Raw genomic sequence first — 16,458 nt, forward strand, 5'->3', positions numbered from 1 at the left:
GGTGGAGAATGTTAGAACAAGTATGTCAGCTTGCACGGAATGCGGGCGATGCCATCATGGAAGTCTACGATGGAAACCAGCCGATCAACGTCGCCAGCAAGAAAGATGATTCTCCGGTCACGGCGGCGGATATCGCAGCGCATAAAGTCATTGTCAGCGGCCTGCAGGCGCTGGATCCGGATACCCCGATCCTCTCCGAGGAGGACCCGCCGTCCTGGGAAGTGCGCCAGCACTGGCAGCGCTACTGGTTGGTCGACCCGCTGGACGGCACCAAAGAGTTTATTAAGCGTAACGGCGAATTCACCGTCAATATCGCGCTGATTGAAAACGGCAAGCCGACGCTGGGCGTTGTCTATGCGCCGGTGATGAAGGTGATGTACAGCGCGCAAAATGGCAAAGCCTGGAAAGAAGAGTGCGGCGTACGCAAGCAGATCCAGGTCCGCGATGCCCGTCCGCCGCTGGTGGTGATTAGCCGCTCCCATAGCAACGATCCGGAGCTGCAGGAGTATCTTGAGCAACTTGGCGAACACCAGACCACCTCAATCGGTTCGTCGCTGAAATTCTGCCTGGTGGCGGAAGGTCAGGCCCAGCTCTATCCGCGCTTCGGGCCGACCAGCACCTGGGACACCGCCGCCGGCCATGCGGTCGCGGTGGCCGCCGGGGCGCATGTTCACGACTGGCAGGGGAAAACCCTCGACTACACGCCGCGTGAATCCTTCCTTAACCCCGGCTTCCGGGTCTCTATTTATTAAGCAATTTATGCAGCAGGTCGATCACCTGCTGCACCTCTTGTTGGGTGAGGGCGCCGTCTTTAGCCCACTGCACACGCCCGTTCTTATCCAGCACCACGATCGCTGAGCTCTTCTCGTCCAGCTGCCAGGCCTTCCGCACCAGGCCGTTGCTGTCGACGATAAATTGCGACCATGGGAAGAGCTTTTTATTACTTTCAATGCTGTTGCGTACAAACATCCCGGTGCCCGGGATGGCGTCGTCAGTGTTTACAATGGTGGTGGTCTGATAGCGATCGTGCGGGAAGCCCGCCGCTTTAATCGCCTCGATCAGGTTGGCATTCTTCTCTTTTGCTGACGAGCGTCCGGCGATGTGCTGGACCACGCGCACTTTTCCCGCCAGCTGGGCGCTATTCCAGTTTTTATAGCTAAACTTATCCTTATCCAGAATAAGCTCTCCCCGATCCGCGACGCCAACGGGCGCCACGCGCTGGCCGTCGACGAAGTTATGCGCTGTGGCCAGCAGCGGGAGAAGCAGTAACGAGGCGGCCAGTATGCTACGTAGGGTCATGCGCAATCCTTAATCATTTTTATGCAGGTGATCCGACCACTTGGTCTCGTTTAATCATAAGTGCGATTGACGGTGATTACCCGCAATGAGGATGCCAGTTTGCGTGTTGACGCACAAATTAGTCGTAAAACGGCGACTTATACTTACTTCATCGTATGTCTGAAACGAAAATTCTGAATTATTGTCATCAAAGGGTAAATAAACTTATACATACTGGGTCCCTCTGAGATTCTGGACTATAGTTTTAGGGCATTAAAATTTGCGCTCCCAAGACGTGGGCTAACTGTGGCACCACAAGAGCGTAACCCTGGCAGGAGAGAAGAATGAAAATTTTCCAACGCTACAATCCGCTGCAAGTGGCGAAGTACGTGAAGATCCTGTTTCGTGGACGGTTGTACATCAAGGACGTTGGCGCATTTGAATTTGATAAGGGCAAAATCCTTATCCCGAAGGTCAAGGACAAGCTGCATCTGTCAGTGATGTCCGAAGTCAATCGTCAGGTGTTGCGTCTGCAAACTGAGATGGCATAGCCTGGCACGTAGCAGTACGTAGTAGGTAAAAGACGGCTCCCGATGGGAGCCGTTGATGTTTTTAGCCCTTCATTTCCGCATAGCGTTTGCGATATTCGCCCGGTGGGATGCCGTTATGTTTACGAAACAAGCGGGTGAAATAGACCGGATCGCTGTAGCCCACCGATAAAGCAATTTTGTTAAGTGGGAGTGTGGGATAACCATTTGGGCCATAAAAAAGGGCGGATGGTCATCCGCCCTTAGGAGAGAGAAAAGATTACGCTCAGGCGTTCTGGCTTTCCGCCGTTTCCGCCTGCTTCGGCACCAGCACCGTTGGCTTGTTATCGATGCGGGTCACCAGCAGCTGGTCGATACGGTAGTTATCGATATCCACGACCTCAAACTTATAGCCGGAGAACTTCACCGCGTCGGTGCGTTTGGGGATTTTACGCAGCATAAACATCATAAAGCCGCCGATGGTCTCGTAATTCCCGGACTGCGGGAACTCGTCGATATCCAGCACGCGCATCACGTCATCAATCGGCGTACCGCCATCGATCAGCCACGAGTTTTCATCGCGGGCGACAATCTGCTCTTCCAGCCCCTGGCCGACGAGGTCGCCCATCAGGGTGGTCATTACGTCGTTGAGAGTGATGATCCCGACCACCAGCGCGTATTCATTCATGATCACCGCGAAGTCTTCCCCGGCGGTTTTGAAGCTTTCCAGCGCTTCCGACAGGGTCAGGGTGTCCGGCACGATCAACGTGTTGCGGATCTGTACGCCGCCGGTCAGCACCAGGCTCTGGTTCGCCAGCACGCGGTTCAGCAGATCTTTTGAATCGACGTAACCGATAATGTGGTCGATATCTTCATTACAGACGAGGAACTTCGAGTGCGGATGTTCGGCCACTTTATTCTTCAGGCTCTGCTCGTCTTCGTGCAAATCAAACCAAATGACGCTTTCACGCGGGGTCATGGAGGAAGGAACGGTGCGGGACTCCAGCTCGAACACGTTCTCAATTAGCTCATGCTCCTGCTTGCGCAGCACCCCGGCCAGCGCGCCGGCCTCGACCACGGCATATATATCATCGGAAGTGATATCGTCTTTCCGCACCATCGGCAGTTTGAAGATGCGGAAGATCATGTTGGCCATGCCGTTAAACAACCACACCAGCGGGCGGAAGACTAACAGGCAGAAGCGCATCGGGTTGATGATGCGCAGGGCCACTGTTTCGGGCGCAATCATACCGATGCGTTTCGGAGTCAGGTCAGCAAACAGGATGAACAAGCTGGTGACCAGGGTAAAAGAGATGATGAAGCTCAGCTGCTCGGAGAGCTCCGGCGACAAATACCCGCTGAGCAGGCTATGAAACGCCGGTGAGAAAGCCGCGTCGCCCACAATACCGCCAAGAATGGCGACGGCGTTGAGGCCAATCTGCACGACGGTAAAGAAGGTGCCCGGGTTCTCCTGCATCTTCAGCACCCGCTGTGCGTTGACGTTGCCTTCATCGGCCAGCAGTTTCAGTTTGATTTTACGTGAGGCGGCCAGTGAAATTTCCGATATCGAAAAAAACGCACTGACGGCTATCAGACAGAGTATTACTAAAATACTGTTTAACATATCTTTTCTGACCGTTGAGGCCAGATCCTCGGAAGGGAAGTTGATAACTCAAATGTGGAATACATAAAAAACCGGTCCGAAGGCGCTGGACCGGCTGTCACACTGGCTAGTATAGCGTAAGGGAATGTAAAGCCGCCAGAGCGTTCATTGACCGCCTCGCTGTTGAGGCGGAAATCAGAATTACGCCTGAGGCGGCAGGCAGACGCCAATGCCGCCGATGCCGCAATAGCCGTGCGGATTTTTATACAGATACTGCTGGTGATCGTCCTCGGCATAGTAGAACGGTTTGGCGGTGGCGATCTCGGTGGTGATGTGACGGGTATCGTGCGCGTCGTTCATCGCCGCCTGGAAGCGCGCGAGGCTGGCCTTTGCCGCCTCCGTCTGTTCCGGGGTCAGCGGGTAAATCGCCGAGCGGTACTGGGTGCCGTGGTCGTTACCCTGTCGCATACCCTGCGCCGGATCGTGGTTTTCCCAGAACACCTGCAATAACTGCTCATAGCTAATCACCTGCGGATCATAAACTACGCGTACCGCTTCCGCGTGACCGGTCTGGCCGCTGCACACTTCGCGATAGGTCGGATTGGGCGTATAGCCGCCAGTGTAACCTGCGGCGGTGCTGTAAACCCCCGGCAATTGCCAGAACAGGCGCTCAACTCCCCAGAAGCAGCCCATGGCGAACAGCGCCACTTCCATCCCCGCCGGGACGTTGGTCATCGAGTGGCCGTTAACTGCGTGGAGCGTCGCCACTGGCATGGGGGTATTGCGTCCAGGCAGCGCATCCGCCTGGGCGACAAGATGCGTTTTATCAAATAGACTCACGGTTGGCCTCTCAATACAGAAATCGTCGTTAAGGTTGTAACGAAGCGTGTCTTTTAACACAATAAATACGCGTAATACGTCTAGATTAATACATAAGAATTATTTGGGTTATTGCCACTTTTTCAACCCTATGTTGTTAGGGTTTTGTTAAGCCGTGGAGCGGCGCCAGTGTTTCCTGTAGAGGAAACAGGGATATTCAGGAGAAAATGTGCTAAAAATCCGCCAGTTATGTGTCACCAGCCTTTTGCTGGTCAGCGGGGTCGCCAGCGCAGCGAATGTGCGTTTGCAGGTTGAGGGATTATCCGGGGAGCTGGAGAAAAACGTTCGCGCCCAGCTTTCCACCATCCAGAGCGATGAAGTCACGCCGGATCGTCGCTTTCGCGCGCGCGTCGATGACGCCATTCGCGAAGGCCTGAAAGCGCTGGGTTATTACGAGCCGACGATTGAATTTGATTTGCGTCCGCCGCCGAAAAGGGGACGTCAGGTGCTGATCGCCAAAGTGACCCCGGGAGAACCGGTGCGCATTGGCGGAACCGAGGTGATTCTGCGCGGCGGCGCCCGCACCGATAGCGACTACCTGGCGCTGCTGAAAACGCGCCCGGCCATCGGGACGGTGCTCAACCACGGGGATTATGACGGCTTCAAGAGCTCGCTGACCCGCGTCGCCCTGCGCAAAGGCTACTTTGACAGCGAGTTTCTTAAGAGCCAGCTCGGGGTCTCCCTCGACCGTCATCAGGCGTTCTGGGATATCGATTACGACAGCGGCGAACGCTATCGCTTTGGCCACGTCACTTTCTCTGGCTCGCAAATCCGCGATGAATACCTGCAAAACCTCGTGCCGTTTAAAGAGGGCGACTACTACACCTCACAGGACCTGGCCGAGCTAAACCGCCGCCTGGCGGCGACCGGCTGGTTCAGTTCGGTGGTGGTGGCGCCTGATTTTGCTAAGTCGCGGAAAACCAAGGTGCTGCCTCTGCAGGGCGTTGTCTCGCCTCGCAAAGAGAACACCGTGGAAACCGGGGTCGGCTATTCCACAGACGTCGGTCCGCGGGTGAAAGCCACGTGGAAAAAACCATGGGTCAACTCGTATGGCCACAGCCTGACCTCCAGCGTCAGCCTCTCCGCCCCGGAGCAGCAGTTCGACTTTACCTATAAAGTCCCACTGCTGAAGAGCCCCCTCGAACAGTATTATCTGATGCAGGGCGGTTTTAAGCGTACCGACCTCAATGATACCCAGGCCGACTCTACCACCCTGGGTGTCTCGCGTTTCTGGGAGATGTCGAGCGGCTGGCAGCGAGCGATTAACCTGCGCTGGAGCCTGGATCACTTTACCCAGGCGAACGTCACCAACACCACCATGCTGATTTATCCTGGGGTCTCGGTGAACCGCACTCGCTCCCGCGGCGGCCTGATGCCTACCTGGGGCGATTCCCAGCGCTACTCGGTGGACTACTCCAACACCATGTGGGGCTCGGACATCAACTTCATCGTGATGCAGGCCCAGGACGTCTGGATCCGTACCCTCTATGACCGCCACCGCTTTGTGGTGCGCGGCAACCTTGGCTGGATCGAAGCGGACAACTTTGACAAGGTGCCGCCAGATCTGCGTTTTTTCGCCGGGGGCGATCGCAGTATTCGCGGCTATAAATACAAATCTATCTCGCCGAAGGACGATGACGGCAAGCTGATCGGGGCCTCGAAGCTGGCCACCGGCTCGCTGGAGTATCAGTACAACGTCAGTGGTAAATGGTGGGGCGCCGTGTTTGTCGATAGCGGCGAAGCGGTCAGCGATATTCGCGAGAGCGATTTCAAAACCGGCGCCGGGGTGGGCGTGCGCTGGCAGTCGCCGGTGGGGCCGATCAAGCTGGATATCGCCCGGCCGATCGGCGACAAAGAAGAGCATGGTTTACAGTTTTACATCGGTCTGGGGCCTGAATTATGAGTTTATGGAAGAAGATAAGCCTCGGCGTCTTAATCGTGTTGGTGCTCCTGCTGGGCACCGTCGGGTTCCTGGTGGGGACCACCACCGGCTTGCATCTGGTGTTCAAAGCGGCGGATCGCTGGGTACCGGGGCTGGAAATCGGCAAAGTGACCGGTGGCTGGCGTGATTTAACCCTCGATAATGTTCGCTACGAACAGCCCGGCGTGGCGGTGACCGCCGGTCAGTTTCACCTCAGCGTCAGGTTGCGCTGCCTGTGGGACAGCAGCCTGTGCGTAAACGACATCGCGCTGCGCGATATTTACGTCGCCGTCGATACCAAGAAGATGCCGCCCTCAGCGCCGGTCGAGGAAGAGGACAGCGGGCCGCTGAATCTCTCCACTCCTTATCCGATCACCCTCAGCCGCGTCGCGCTGCATAACGTCAACGTCAAAATCGATGATACCGCGGTCTCCGTACGCGACTTTTCCACCGGCCTGAACTGGCAGGAGAAAAATCTGACCCTGACGCCGACCTCGCTGCAGGGGCTGCTGATCGCCCTGCCTAAGGTGGCGAAAGTGGCGCAGGAGCAGGTGGTTGAGCCGAAAATTGACAACCCGCAGCCGCAGGAAAAACCGCTCGGCGAGACGATGACCGACCTCTTCTCGCAGCCGGTGCTGCCGGCGATGACCGATGTCCATCTGCCGCTGAACCTCAATATTCAGGCGTTCCGCGGCGAGCAGCTGCGCCTGACCGGCGATACCGATATCACCGTGTATAACCTGCTGCTGAAAGTCAGCAGTATTGACGGCCAGATGAAGCTCGACGCCCTTGATATCGACTCCGATCAGGGCAAGGTTAGCGCCTCGGGCAGCGCGCAGCTGCAGGATAACTGGCCGGTGGACATTACCCTCGCCGGAACCCTGAACGTCGACCCGATGAAAGGGGAGAAGGTGCAGCTGAAGGTGGGCGGCGAAGTGCGTAAAACGCTCAAAGTCGGAGTGGACTTAAGCGGGCCGGTCGCGGCCACGCTGCGCGCGGATGCGCAGCTGGCGGAGGTAGGGCTGCCGCTCAATATGGAGCTGAAGAGTAAGCAGCTCGCCTGGCCGTTCAGCGGCGAGAAGCAGTTTCAGGCCGACGATGTCCAGCTGAAGTTCAGCGGCAAAATGACCGACTATGCGCTGGCCTTCTCCACCGCGGTGAAAGGTCAATCGCTGCCGCCGGCGAAAATCGCCCTCAACGCCAAAGGCAATGAACGGCAGATCAATCTCGACAAGCTGACGGTCAATGCCCTGGAAGGGAAAACCGAGCTGAAGGCGCTGCTAGACTGGCAGCAGGCGATCAGCTGGCGCGGCGAGCTGACCCTCGACGGCATCAACACCGCCAAAGAGGTGCCGGACTGGCCGTCGAAGCTTAACGGCCGGATCAAGACCCAGGGCAGCCTGTACGGCGGCAGCTGGCAGATGTCGGTGCCGGAGCTGAAAATTACCGGCAACGTGAAGCAGAACAAAGTGGATGTGGCGGGCTCGCTGCAGGGTAACAGCTATCTGCAGTGGAAAATCCCGGGACTGCATCTGGCGTTAGGCCCGAACAGCGCTGATATCAAAGGCGAGCTGGGGGTGAAGGATCTTAATCTCGACGCCACCATCGATGCGCCGCACCTGGATAATGCGCTGCCGGGGCTCGGCGGGACGGCGAAGGGCTTGGTAAAAGTGCGCGGCACAGTCGATGCGCCGCAGCTGCTGGCCGATATCACCGCCCGGGCGCTGCGCTGGCAGGAGCTGACCATCGCCCAGGTCAACGTCAAAGGGGATGTGAAATCCACCGATCAGATTGGCGGTAACCTGGACGTGCGGGTGGATCGCATCAGCCAGCCGGGGGTCAATATCAGCCTGGTGCAGCTCAATGCCAAAGGTACAGAGAAACAGCATGAGCTGCGGCTGCGCGTGCAGGGCGAGCCGGTTTCCGGCCAGCTGGCGCTGGCAGGCAGCTTCGATCGTCAGGCCGAACGCTGGAAAGGCTCGCTGAGCGATACCCGCTTCCAGACGCCGGTGGGGCCGGTAGCGCTGACGCGCAGCATTGCGCTGGACTATCGCAATCTGGAGCAGAAAATCAGCATCGGGCCACACTGCTGGACCAACCCGAACGCCGAGCTCTGCGTGCCTGAAACCATTGACGCGGGCGCCAGCGGACGGGCGCGGGTGAATCTCAACCGCTTCGATCTGGCGATGCTCAAGCCGTTTATGCCGGAGGCGACCCAGGCCAGCGGCGTGTTTACTGGTAATGCCGATGTGAGCTGGGACACCACCAAAGAGGGACTGCCGCAGGGCAAAGTGACCCTCAGCGGGCGCAACGTCAAGGTGACCCAGGTCGTCAACGACGCGCCGTTGCCGGTGGCGTTCGATACGCTGAACCTCAGCGCCGACCTGCACAACAATCGCGCCGAGCTGGGCTGGCTTATCCGCCTGACCAACAATGGTCAACTGGATGGGCAAGTGCAGGTTACCGACCCGCAGGGGCGGCGTAATCTCGGCGGCAACGTCAATATCAGCAACTTCTCGCTGGCGATGATCAACCCGATTTTCGCTCGTGGTGAAAAGGCAGAGGGAAGGCTCAACGCCCGTCTGCGTCTGGGCGGCAATGTGAAAAGTCCGCAGCTGTTCGGCCAGATGCAGCTGAGCGGGGTGGATATCGACGGCAACTTTATGCCGTTTGATATGCAGCCGAGCCAGCTGGCGATGAACTTCAACGGCACGCGCTCGACCCTGCAGGGGACGGTGAACACCCGCCAGGGGCAAATCGCCCTCAGCGGTAACGCCGACTGGACGCAGATCGATAACTGGCGGGCGCAAATTGCGGCGAAAGGCAGCCGGGTGCGGATCACGGTGCCGCCGATGGTGCGTCTCGATGTATCGCCGGATGTGGTGTTTACCGCCACGCCAAGCCTGTTCAATCTCGACGGCAAAGTGGATGTGCCCTGGGCGCGGATCGTGGTCAACGAGGTGCCGGAGAGCGCGGTCGGTGTCTCCTCTGATGAAGTGATGCTGGATAAAAACCTCAAGCCGATTAAGCAGCAGAGCGCCAGCATCCCGATCAACAGCAACCTGACCATTCACGTCGGCAACAACGTTCGTCTGGAAGCCTTCGGCCTGAAAGCGCGTCTGACCGGTGATTTGAAAGTGGCGCAGGACAAGCAGGGGCTGGGCCTCAACGGGCAGATTAATATTCCGGACGGCCGTTTCCACGCCTATGGTCAGGACTTGATTGTCCGCAAAGGGGAGCTGCTGTTCTCCGGTCCGCCGGATCAGCCGTTGCTGAATATCGAAGCGATTCGTAACCCGGATGCCACCGAAGACGATGTGATCGCCGGCGTTCGCGTCACTGGCTCCGCCGATCAGCCGAAAGCGGAGATCTTCTCTGATCCGGTTATGTCCCAGCAGGAAGCGCTGTCTTATCTGCTGCGCGGCCAGGGTTTGAGTAGTGGTCAGAGCGATAGCGCCGCGATGACCTCAATGCTTATTGGTATGGGGGTTGCACAAAGTGGTCAGGTTGTGGGTAAAATCGGCGAGACGTTTGGCGTAAGCAACTTGGCGTTGGACACCGAAGGGGTAGGCGATTCTTCCCAGGTGGTGGTCAGCGGCTATGTACTGCCGGGTCTGCAGGTAAAATACGGGGTCGGTATCTTCGATTCCCTGGCGACGCTGACTTTACGTTATCGCCTGATGCCTAAGCTATATGTGGAAGCGGTGTCTGGCATCGACCAGGCGCTCGATTTGCTCTATCAGTTTGAGTTTTAGCAATGCGAATATTTGTTTACGGCAGTTTACGACGCAAACAAGGCAACAGCCACTGGATGACCAACGCCCAGTGGCTGGGCGCTCATAGTGTCGACGATTATCAGCTGTACAGCCTGGGCCACTATCCAGGCGCGGTGCCCGGCGAAGGCACAGTACATGGTGAAGTTTATCGTATTGATGCATCGACGCTGGCCGAACTGGATGCGCTGCGCACCAAGGGGGGCGAGTATGCGCGCCACCTGATTCAGACGCCTTACGGCAGCGCATGGATGTATGTCTATCAACGTTCCGTTGAGGGTTGTACGTTGATAGCGAACGGCAACTGGTTGGATCGCGACCAGTATTAACCACGACAGCGCCACCTTCGGGTGGCGTTGTTTTTTATTACTTCAGTTCCCATGGCGTCATTCTGGCGCCCTGACGTCTGGCATAACGTAATATGGCCTGATGTACCTTCACTCTACCGGCCACCCGACGTGACAGGGGATGGGCAATCATACGGACAAACTCCATCACTATTAACAGCAGGTTAATCGGGAGCAGGGTGCCTGTCAGCCTGGTAAGCATTTCACGATAAAATGGCCAACTGCCCAGATTAAGCATGGGGTCGTGCAGTTTGATGGTGAGCGTAAAAAACATCACTATGAGTACGAGGCCGTACGCGATTTTATAAATTGATGCCATCTGCTGATTGCCGGGATGAAAGGGGCTATTTTTTAAATAAACACTGCCATCACTGACATTGTATAACGCCTGAAGATCATCGTATCCATGCCGGCGTGCGGCGATAACCCAGTCCCCATCGGCAAGAAATGGCGGGCGACAACGATTATTCAGGGCATCGCTCAGCCAGGTCAAGCGCGCTGAAAAAAACGAGTGACGAGTCGCCAGCTGAAAACAGGCGCCTTCTTTGATAAAATAAGGCCTTACCCTCGTAGCGAACCATATTTGATAATAACTATTCAGAATCACGCCTTCTTCAAGCGCAAATTCTTTTGGCAGCGCTATCTCGTTGTTGGCCGATGGTGGATGCCTTTCAGAAGTAGCGGGTAGAATTTCCAGACGCTGACAGAATGAAATATCGCCTTGCTTCGTTCGCTGCATTTTCGCATTGAGAACACGTAACCTGAGTGAGAAATTGCAAGAGCAAAAAGAGAAGATGCCGAAGGGATTCACCAACATTGTGATAAAACATAATAATAAAAAAATATCCAACCATGGAGCACAAGCGAGAATGATCAAGCAAACAAAAAAGACCAAGCCGACAGGTCGAAGAAGCTTTTTAATACTCAGCGGCTGCCGGGAAGGTTCGAGCAAAATGTGGCCATCGCTTAACCAGTGGATCCAGTAACTGCCATCCTTTAGGCGGCAAGTGCCGATATGTAGCGGCTGGCCGAGCCTCAGACGGTCAAAAAGCGAGGGGTCTTTAAAATGGCGTTTATCGGTATAAAAGGCATGCTCGCCTGCAATGAGGCGTAAATAGCTTTGCTCTTCCGAGGCGGCAGTGGTGAAGCCGGTAAAATTCACGGTGAAATAATGGGTCTGTTTCACAAGGTTCCTTCCTTGATGAAATGATGGTGTTTTACGTATCACGCGTTGCCGACCCACTCCTTACCAGAGCGGGAGATGATCCTTCGCCAGCCACATCGCGGAAGCCAACGTCGTCAGCGCGAGGAATAATAATCGTCGTGTTGGGGTGCTGAACATTACATGATCTCCTCGAGCGCGGTATGGCGGGCCGCTCCCTGCAGGTAGTGCCGCATCGCCGAGCGCATCTTCATCCAGTCAGCCACCCGGTGTGACAATAACCAGGCCGTCGGGCCAATCAACTCCAGTACCGCCAGGATCCCGCCGAAACTGAGTAATAATAGGGACAGCATGTCCAGTGAATCCTGAATTAACCACCCAAATCCCCTGGCTGGTTTGTATGGGTTATTTAGCGACATGCCGAGTATGAGGAGGTAAATCACCAGCACCATGCCATAAAACAGGTTATAGACTAGCGACATTTGCCGATCACCGGGATAACAGGGATGATTTTTCAGAAAAGCGCCCCCGTCGCTGACGTTGTATAACGCCTGGACGTCGTTATCTTTCCGTTGGTAGACGACGACTATCCGATCGCCGATAGCGAGAAAGGGCGGTTGACGGCGGTAAAAAAAGGGATGTAGGCCGAAGTTGGCGAAGCCGTTCTGCCAGAAGAAGGCCAGCGGCGCCGTGTCGCATTGTATCCCAACGCCATGGTATTCCCGCGTTGGGTTCCCCGCGAACCATTTCTTAAAAATGATATTGCTAATTTTTCCCGTCCGGACGGCATAGCGTTCCGGCAGGGCTTGCGTAAAAGGCTTCGCCGACTGGCGGAGGGTTTGCGCCGTAGTCGGTAGCGGCTGGCAAAAGGAAAAGTCGCGGCGGCGGGCCTGCGCCATCTTCGCCAACAGATCGCGCATGGCGGGGTGCATTTTTAGCGCCCGGTGGAACAGTAGCTCGCAGAGGCCGGTTAACAACGCGATGAAGGCCAGTATCGCGATAATGCCGAAGCCGAACCTTCCCCATTCTGAGGTGCTCATCACGAGCGGGATAAGAGCGACGATGAGCGTCAGCAGGCTGATAATCAGCAGCGGCCGGGCCCAGCGCTTTACCCGTTGACTGGGCTCAAGGAGCGTTTCGCCATCGCTGAGCCAGTGGATCCAGTAACTGCCGTTGTCCAGGCGGCGGACGCCAAGGTGCAGAGGCTGATTGATCGTCAGGCGGTCAAAAAGCGAGGGGTCGTTAAAATAGCGTTTATCGGTATAAAAGACATGGTCGCCGGCGATAAGACGCAGATACCCCTGTTTTTCACAGGCGGCGGTCGTGAAGCCAGAAAAGTTAAGGGTGAAATAGCGAACGCTTTTCACGGGACACCCTCCATGGTGTTATCGCGGCTATCCGTGCCGCAATCAGGCAGGGGATGACCCTGCCTGAGACAGAATTACTTCTGCTTAGCGCGCTCGAAAGAGGCAACGATTTCGGCTTTCGCCGCTTCCGCGTTATCCCAACCGTCGACTTTAACCCACTTGCCTTTTTCCAGATCTTTGTAGTGCTCAAAGAAATGAGTGATCTGGGCTTTCAGCAGTTCCGGCAGGTCGTTCACATCGTTGATGTGATCGTATTCTTTGCTCAGCTTGGTGTGCGGTACGGCAACCAGTTTCGCATCTTCACCAGATTCGTCGGTCATCTTCAGAACGCCAACCGGACGGCAGCGGATCACGGAGCCCGGCTGCAGCGGGTACGGAGTCGGGACCAGCACGTCAACCGGGTCGCCGTCCAGGGACAGGGTGTGGTTGATGTAGCCGTAGTTGCACGGATAGAACATTGCCGTGGACATGAAACGGTCAACGAACAGTGCACCGCTCTCTTTGTCGACTTCGTATTTGATAGGATCTGCGTTCGCCGGGATTTCGATCACGACGTAGATGTCTTCCGGCAGATCTTTGCCCGCAGGTACGTTGAGTAAGCTCATGTCTGTTTCCTTTAAAATGTATGGCAAACAAGTGCTCGGTATTATAGCCAACTCACATCGAAAGTCTTCGCTTCTTTTTCCCGATATCGCCGCAGAGTGCTCCGAATTTTTCGCGTAATAATGACATGAAAATCCATAAACATAGCCACATCATGAATAAATTTATGTAACCGTTTTCATTGCATGTGATTGATTTATCATACTGCTTAAAAAAACGTCATAAACCGCAACAGCCGCGCTCCCTGCGAAGCCTTATCGGCTCTCCGCTGGGAAGTAGGGCCGGCATTAACATCTCATTTACTTTTTTGAAGTGTGATGTAACGCATTCAGTTACATCACCGATTGTCTATAGTTTGTCCGCAGGTGAGACTTTAACCAACAATAACCCTACGAGGATACCCTTATGTGGAAGCGCTTACTTCTTGTCACAGCAGTTTCCGCAGCTATGTCGTCTATGGCGATAGCTGCCCCGCTAACCGTAGGTTTTTCGCAGGTCGGTTCTGAATCCGGCTGGCGTGCGGCGGAAACCAGCGTCGCGAAAGAGGAGGCCGCCAAGCGCGGTATCACCCTGAAGATCGCTGATGGTCAGCAAAAACAGGAAAACCAGATCAAAGCAGTGCGTTCCTTTATTGCTCAAGGGGTCGACGCGATCTTCATTGCGCCGGTGGTGGCCACCGGCTGGGAACCGGTGCTGAAAGAGGCGAAAGAGGCCAAGATCCCGGTTTTCCTCCTCGACCGTTCCATTGATGTTAAAGATAAAGATCTCTACATGACCACCGTGACCGCCAACAACGTGCTGGAAGGCCAGCTGATTGGCGACTGGCTGGTGAAAACCGTCGACGGTAAGCCGTGTAACGTCGTTGAACTGCAGGGCACCGTTGGGGCTAGCGTGGCCATCGATCGTAAGAAAGGCTTCGCCGACGCGATTGCCAAAGCGTCGAATATCAAAATTATCCGCTCCCAGTCCGGCGACTTCACCCGCAGTAAAGGGAAAGAGGTCATGGAGAGCTTTATCAAAGCTGAGAATAACGGCAAAAACATCTGCATGGTGTTCGCTCATAACGACGATATGGCCATCGGCGCCATCCAGGCCATTAAAGAAGCTGGTCTGAAGCCGGGCAAAGATATTCTGACCGGCTCCATCGACGGCGTGCCGGATATCTATAAAGCGATGATCGCCGGAGAAGCCAACGCCAGCGTCGAACTGACGCCAAATATGGCCGGCCCGGCGTTTGATGCGCTGGAGAAATACAAAAAAGACGGCACCCTGCCGGAGAAGCTGACCATTACCAAATCGACGCTGTACCTGCCGGATACGGCGAAAGAAGAGTTAGAGAAGAAGAAAAATATGGGCTACTGAGTGGGGAGCCCCTCATTCCATCCCTCCCCCCGGTGGGAGAGGGTAAAAAGCAGCGTTCCAGAAACCCCGGGAAGCCAAGCGCGACCCGGGGTAACCTGACATCATTTGAAGGTGACATCGATTATGAGCGCCGAGGCACACCAGGAGATCCTTCGCACCGAAGGACTTAGTAAATTCTTCCCCGGCGTTAAGGCGCTGGATAACGTCAACTTTAGCCTGCGGCGCGGCGAAATCATGGCCCTGTTGGGCGAAAACGGCGCCGGAAAATCGACGCTGATCAAAGCGCTGACCGGCGTTTACCATGCCGATCGCGGCACTATCTGGCTGGAAGGCCAGGCTATTTCGCCCAAAAATACCGCCCATGCCCAGCAGCTGGGGATCGGCACCGTCTACCAGGAAGTGAACCTGCTGCCCAATATGTCGGTGGCGGATAACCTGTTCATCGGCCGTGAGCCGCGGCGGTTTGGTCTGCTGCGACGTAAAGAGATGGAGGCCAGGGCGACGGCGCTGATGGCCTCCTACGGCTTTTCCCTCGACGTGCGCGAGCCGCTGAACCGCTTTTCGGTGGCGATGCAGCAGATCGTCGCTATCTGTCGGGCCATCGACCTGTCGGCCAAAGTGCTGATCCTCGACGAGCCCACCGCCAGCCTCGATACCCAGGAGGTGGAGATGCTGTTCACCCTGATGCGCCAGCTCAGGGATAACGGCGTCAGCCTGATCTTCGTCACCCATTTTCTCGACCAGGTCTATGCGGTCAGCGACCGCATCACCGTGCTGCGTAACGGCAGCTTCGTCGGCTGCCGCGAGACCCGCGAGCTGCCGCAGATTGAGCTGGTGAAAATGATGCTGGGTCGCGAACTGGACCACAATGCCCTGCAGCGGGCGGGCCGTACCCTGCTGAGCGATAAACCGGTAGCGGCGTTTGAAGGCTACGGTAAAAAAGGAACCATCGCCCCGTTTGACCTGCAGGTCCGCCCGGGCGAAATTGTAGGCCTCGCCGGCCTGCTGGGTTCCGGACGCACGGAAACCGCCGAGGTGATCTTCGGCATTAAAACGGCGGACAGCGGGAAGGCGTGGATCAAAGGCAAACCTCAGACCCTGCGCTCCCCGCATCAGGCTTCCTGCCTCGGGATCGGCTTCTGTCCTGAAGATCGCAAAACCGACGGCATTATCGCCGCTGCCTCGGTGCGGGAAAATATCGTTCTCGCCCTGCAGGCGCAGCGCGGCTGGCTGCGGCCGATCCCCCGCCGGGAGCAGAATGAGATCGCCGAGCGCTTTATTCGCCAGCTGGGGATCCGTACCCCGAGCGCCGAGCAGCCGATCGAGTTTCTCTCCGGCGGCAACCAGCAGAAGGTGCTGCTCTCCCGCTGGCTGCTGACCAAACCGCAGTTCCTGATCCTCGATGAGCCGACCCGCGGCATCGACGTCGGCGCCCATGCGGAAATTATTCGCCTGATTGAAACCCTCTGCGCCGATGGCCTGGCGCTGCTGGTTATCTCTTCTGAACTGGAGGAGCTGGTGGGTTACGCCGATCGGGTCATTATCCTGCGCGATCGCCGACAAGTGGCGGAGATCCCGCTCGCCGAGCTCTCTGTTCCGGCGATCATGAACGCTATTGCGGCATAAGGAGTAACCC

General features: G+C 56.4%; 14 protein-coding genes. 7 read left to right on the forward strand and 7 right to left on the reverse strand.

Going from position 1 to position 16,458, the window contains the following annotated elements; genetic code table 11:
* Nucleotides 1-56: 56 nt before the first annotated feature.
* Nucleotides 57-752 (forward strand): 3'(2'),5'-bisphosphate nucleotidase CysQ, encoded by a 696-nt coding sequence (locus KPHS_04530; RefSeq protein YP_005224753.1) that lies wholly within the window; start codon nt 57-59, stop codon nt 750-752.
* Here KPHS_04530 and KPHS_04540 read toward each other — a convergent pair.
* Nucleotides 742-1,299 (reverse strand): YtfJ family protein, encoded by a 558-nt coding sequence (locus KPHS_04540; protein YP_005224754.1) that lies wholly within the window; start codon nt 1,297-1,299, stop codon nt 742-744. The two genes, KPHS_04530 and KPHS_04540, sit on opposite strands and share 11 nt — an antisense overlap.
* Before the next feature lie 323 nt (nt 1,300-1,622).
* Here KPHS_04540 and KPHS_04550 point away from each other — a divergent pair, with 323 nt between their 5' ends.
* The gene (locus KPHS_04550) at nt 1,623-1,829 is read left to right on the forward strand and encodes a DUF1107 domain-containing protein (RefSeq protein ID YP_005224755.1); all 207 of its coding nucleotides are present in this window, start codon (nt 1,623-1,625) and stop codon (nt 1,827-1,829) included.
* Between the two features lie 262 nt (nt 1,830-2,091).
* Here KPHS_04550 and KPHS_04560 read toward each other — a convergent pair whose 3' ends face one another.
* Nucleotides 2,092-3,429, reverse strand: coding sequence for a putative hemolysin-related membrane protein (locus KPHS_04560; RefSeq protein ID YP_005224756.1), 1,338 nt, complete (start codon nt 3,427-3,429; stop codon nt 2,092-2,094).
* 180 nt (nt 3,430-3,609) lie between these two features.
* Nucleotides 3,610-4,248 (reverse strand): methionine sulfoxide reductase A, encoded by a 639-nt coding sequence (locus KPHS_04570; RefSeq protein YP_005224757.1) that lies wholly within the window; start codon nt 4,246-4,248, stop codon nt 3,610-3,612.
* Between the two features lie 208 nt (nt 4,249-4,456).
* On the opposite strand from KPHS_04570, the gene KPHS_04580 reads away from it, so the two are divergent.
* The 3 genes from KPHS_04580 to KPHS_04600 are packed head-to-tail and all read left to right on the forward strand — an operon-like array spanning nt 4,457 to nt 10,310.
* Nucleotides 4,457-6,190 carry a putative outer membrane protein gene (locus KPHS_04580; protein ID YP_005224758.1) on the forward strand — a complete coding sequence of 578 codons (1,734 nt, stop codon included), beginning with the start codon at nt 4,457-4,459 and terminating at the stop codon, nt 6,188-6,190.
* On the forward strand, nt 6,187-9,963 hold the full coding sequence (locus KPHS_04590; RefSeq protein ID YP_005224759.1) for an autotransporter assembly complex protein TamB: 3,777 nt from the start codon (nt 6,187-6,189) through the stop codon (nt 9,961-9,963). Before KPHS_04580 ends, KPHS_04590 begins: the two co-directional genes overlap by 4 nt.
* A gap of 56 nt (nt 9,964-10,019) precedes the next feature.
* Nucleotides 10,020-10,310, forward strand: a complete 291-nt coding sequence (locus KPHS_04600) for a gamma-glutamylcyclotransferase (protein YP_005224760.1) — start codon at nt 10,020-10,022, stop codon at nt 10,308-10,310.
* A gap of 37 nt (nt 10,311-10,347) precedes the next feature.
* Here KPHS_04600 and KPHS_04610 read toward each other — a convergent pair whose 3' ends face one another.
* The 3 genes from KPHS_04610 to KPHS_04630 all read right to left on the reverse strand — a co-directional run bounded on the left by KPHS_04610 (nt 10,348) and on the right by KPHS_04630 (nt 13,462).
* Nucleotides 10,348-11,514 (reverse strand): hypothetical protein, encoded by a 1,167-nt coding sequence (locus tag KPHS_04610; RefSeq protein YP_005224761.1) that lies wholly within the window; start codon nt 11,512-11,514, stop codon nt 10,348-10,350.
* A gap of 155 nt (nt 11,515-11,669) precedes the next feature.
* Nucleotides 11,670-12,857 (reverse strand): hypothetical protein, encoded by a 1,188-nt coding sequence (locus tag KPHS_04620; RefSeq protein YP_005224762.1) that lies wholly within the window; start codon nt 12,855-12,857, stop codon nt 11,670-11,672.
* Between the two features lie 74 nt (nt 12,858-12,931).
* Nucleotides 12,932-13,462, reverse strand: coding sequence for an inorganic diphosphatase (locus KPHS_04630; RefSeq protein YP_005224763.1), 531 nt, complete (start codon nt 13,460-13,462; stop codon nt 12,932-12,934).
* A 454-nt stretch (nt 13,463-13,916) separates the two neighbouring features.
* On the opposite strand from KPHS_04630, the gene KPHS_04640 reads away from it, so the two are divergent.
* Nucleotides 13,917-14,822 (forward strand): putative D-ribose transport system periplasmic binding component, encoded by a 906-nt coding sequence (locus tag KPHS_04640; RefSeq protein YP_005224764.1) that lies wholly within the window; start codon nt 13,917-13,919, stop codon nt 14,820-14,822.
* Nucleotides 14,823-14,834: 12 nt separating this feature from the next.
* Here the strand turns inward: KPHS_04640 and KPHS_04660 are convergent, their stop codons facing one another.
* Complete coding sequence (locus KPHS_04660) at nt 14,835-14,963, reverse strand: hypothetical protein (RefSeq protein ID YP_005224765.1); 129 nt, start codon at nt 14,961-14,963, stop codon at nt 14,835-14,837.
* Here KPHS_04660 and KPHS_04650 point away from each other — a divergent pair.
* Nucleotides 14,946-16,448 (forward strand): sugar ABC transporter ATP-binding protein, encoded by a 1,503-nt coding sequence (locus KPHS_04650; protein YP_005224766.1) that lies wholly within the window; start codon nt 14,946-14,948, stop codon nt 16,446-16,448. The two genes, KPHS_04660 and KPHS_04650, sit on opposite strands and share 18 nt — an antisense overlap.
* Nucleotides 16,449-16,458: the final 10 nt, after the last annotated feature.

Source organism: Klebsiella pneumoniae subsp. pneumoniae HS11286 (genome assembly GCF_000240185.1).
In the GTDB taxonomy this organism is placed as follows: Bacteria; Pseudomonadota; Gammaproteobacteria; order Enterobacterales; family Enterobacteriaceae; genus Klebsiella; species Klebsiella pneumoniae.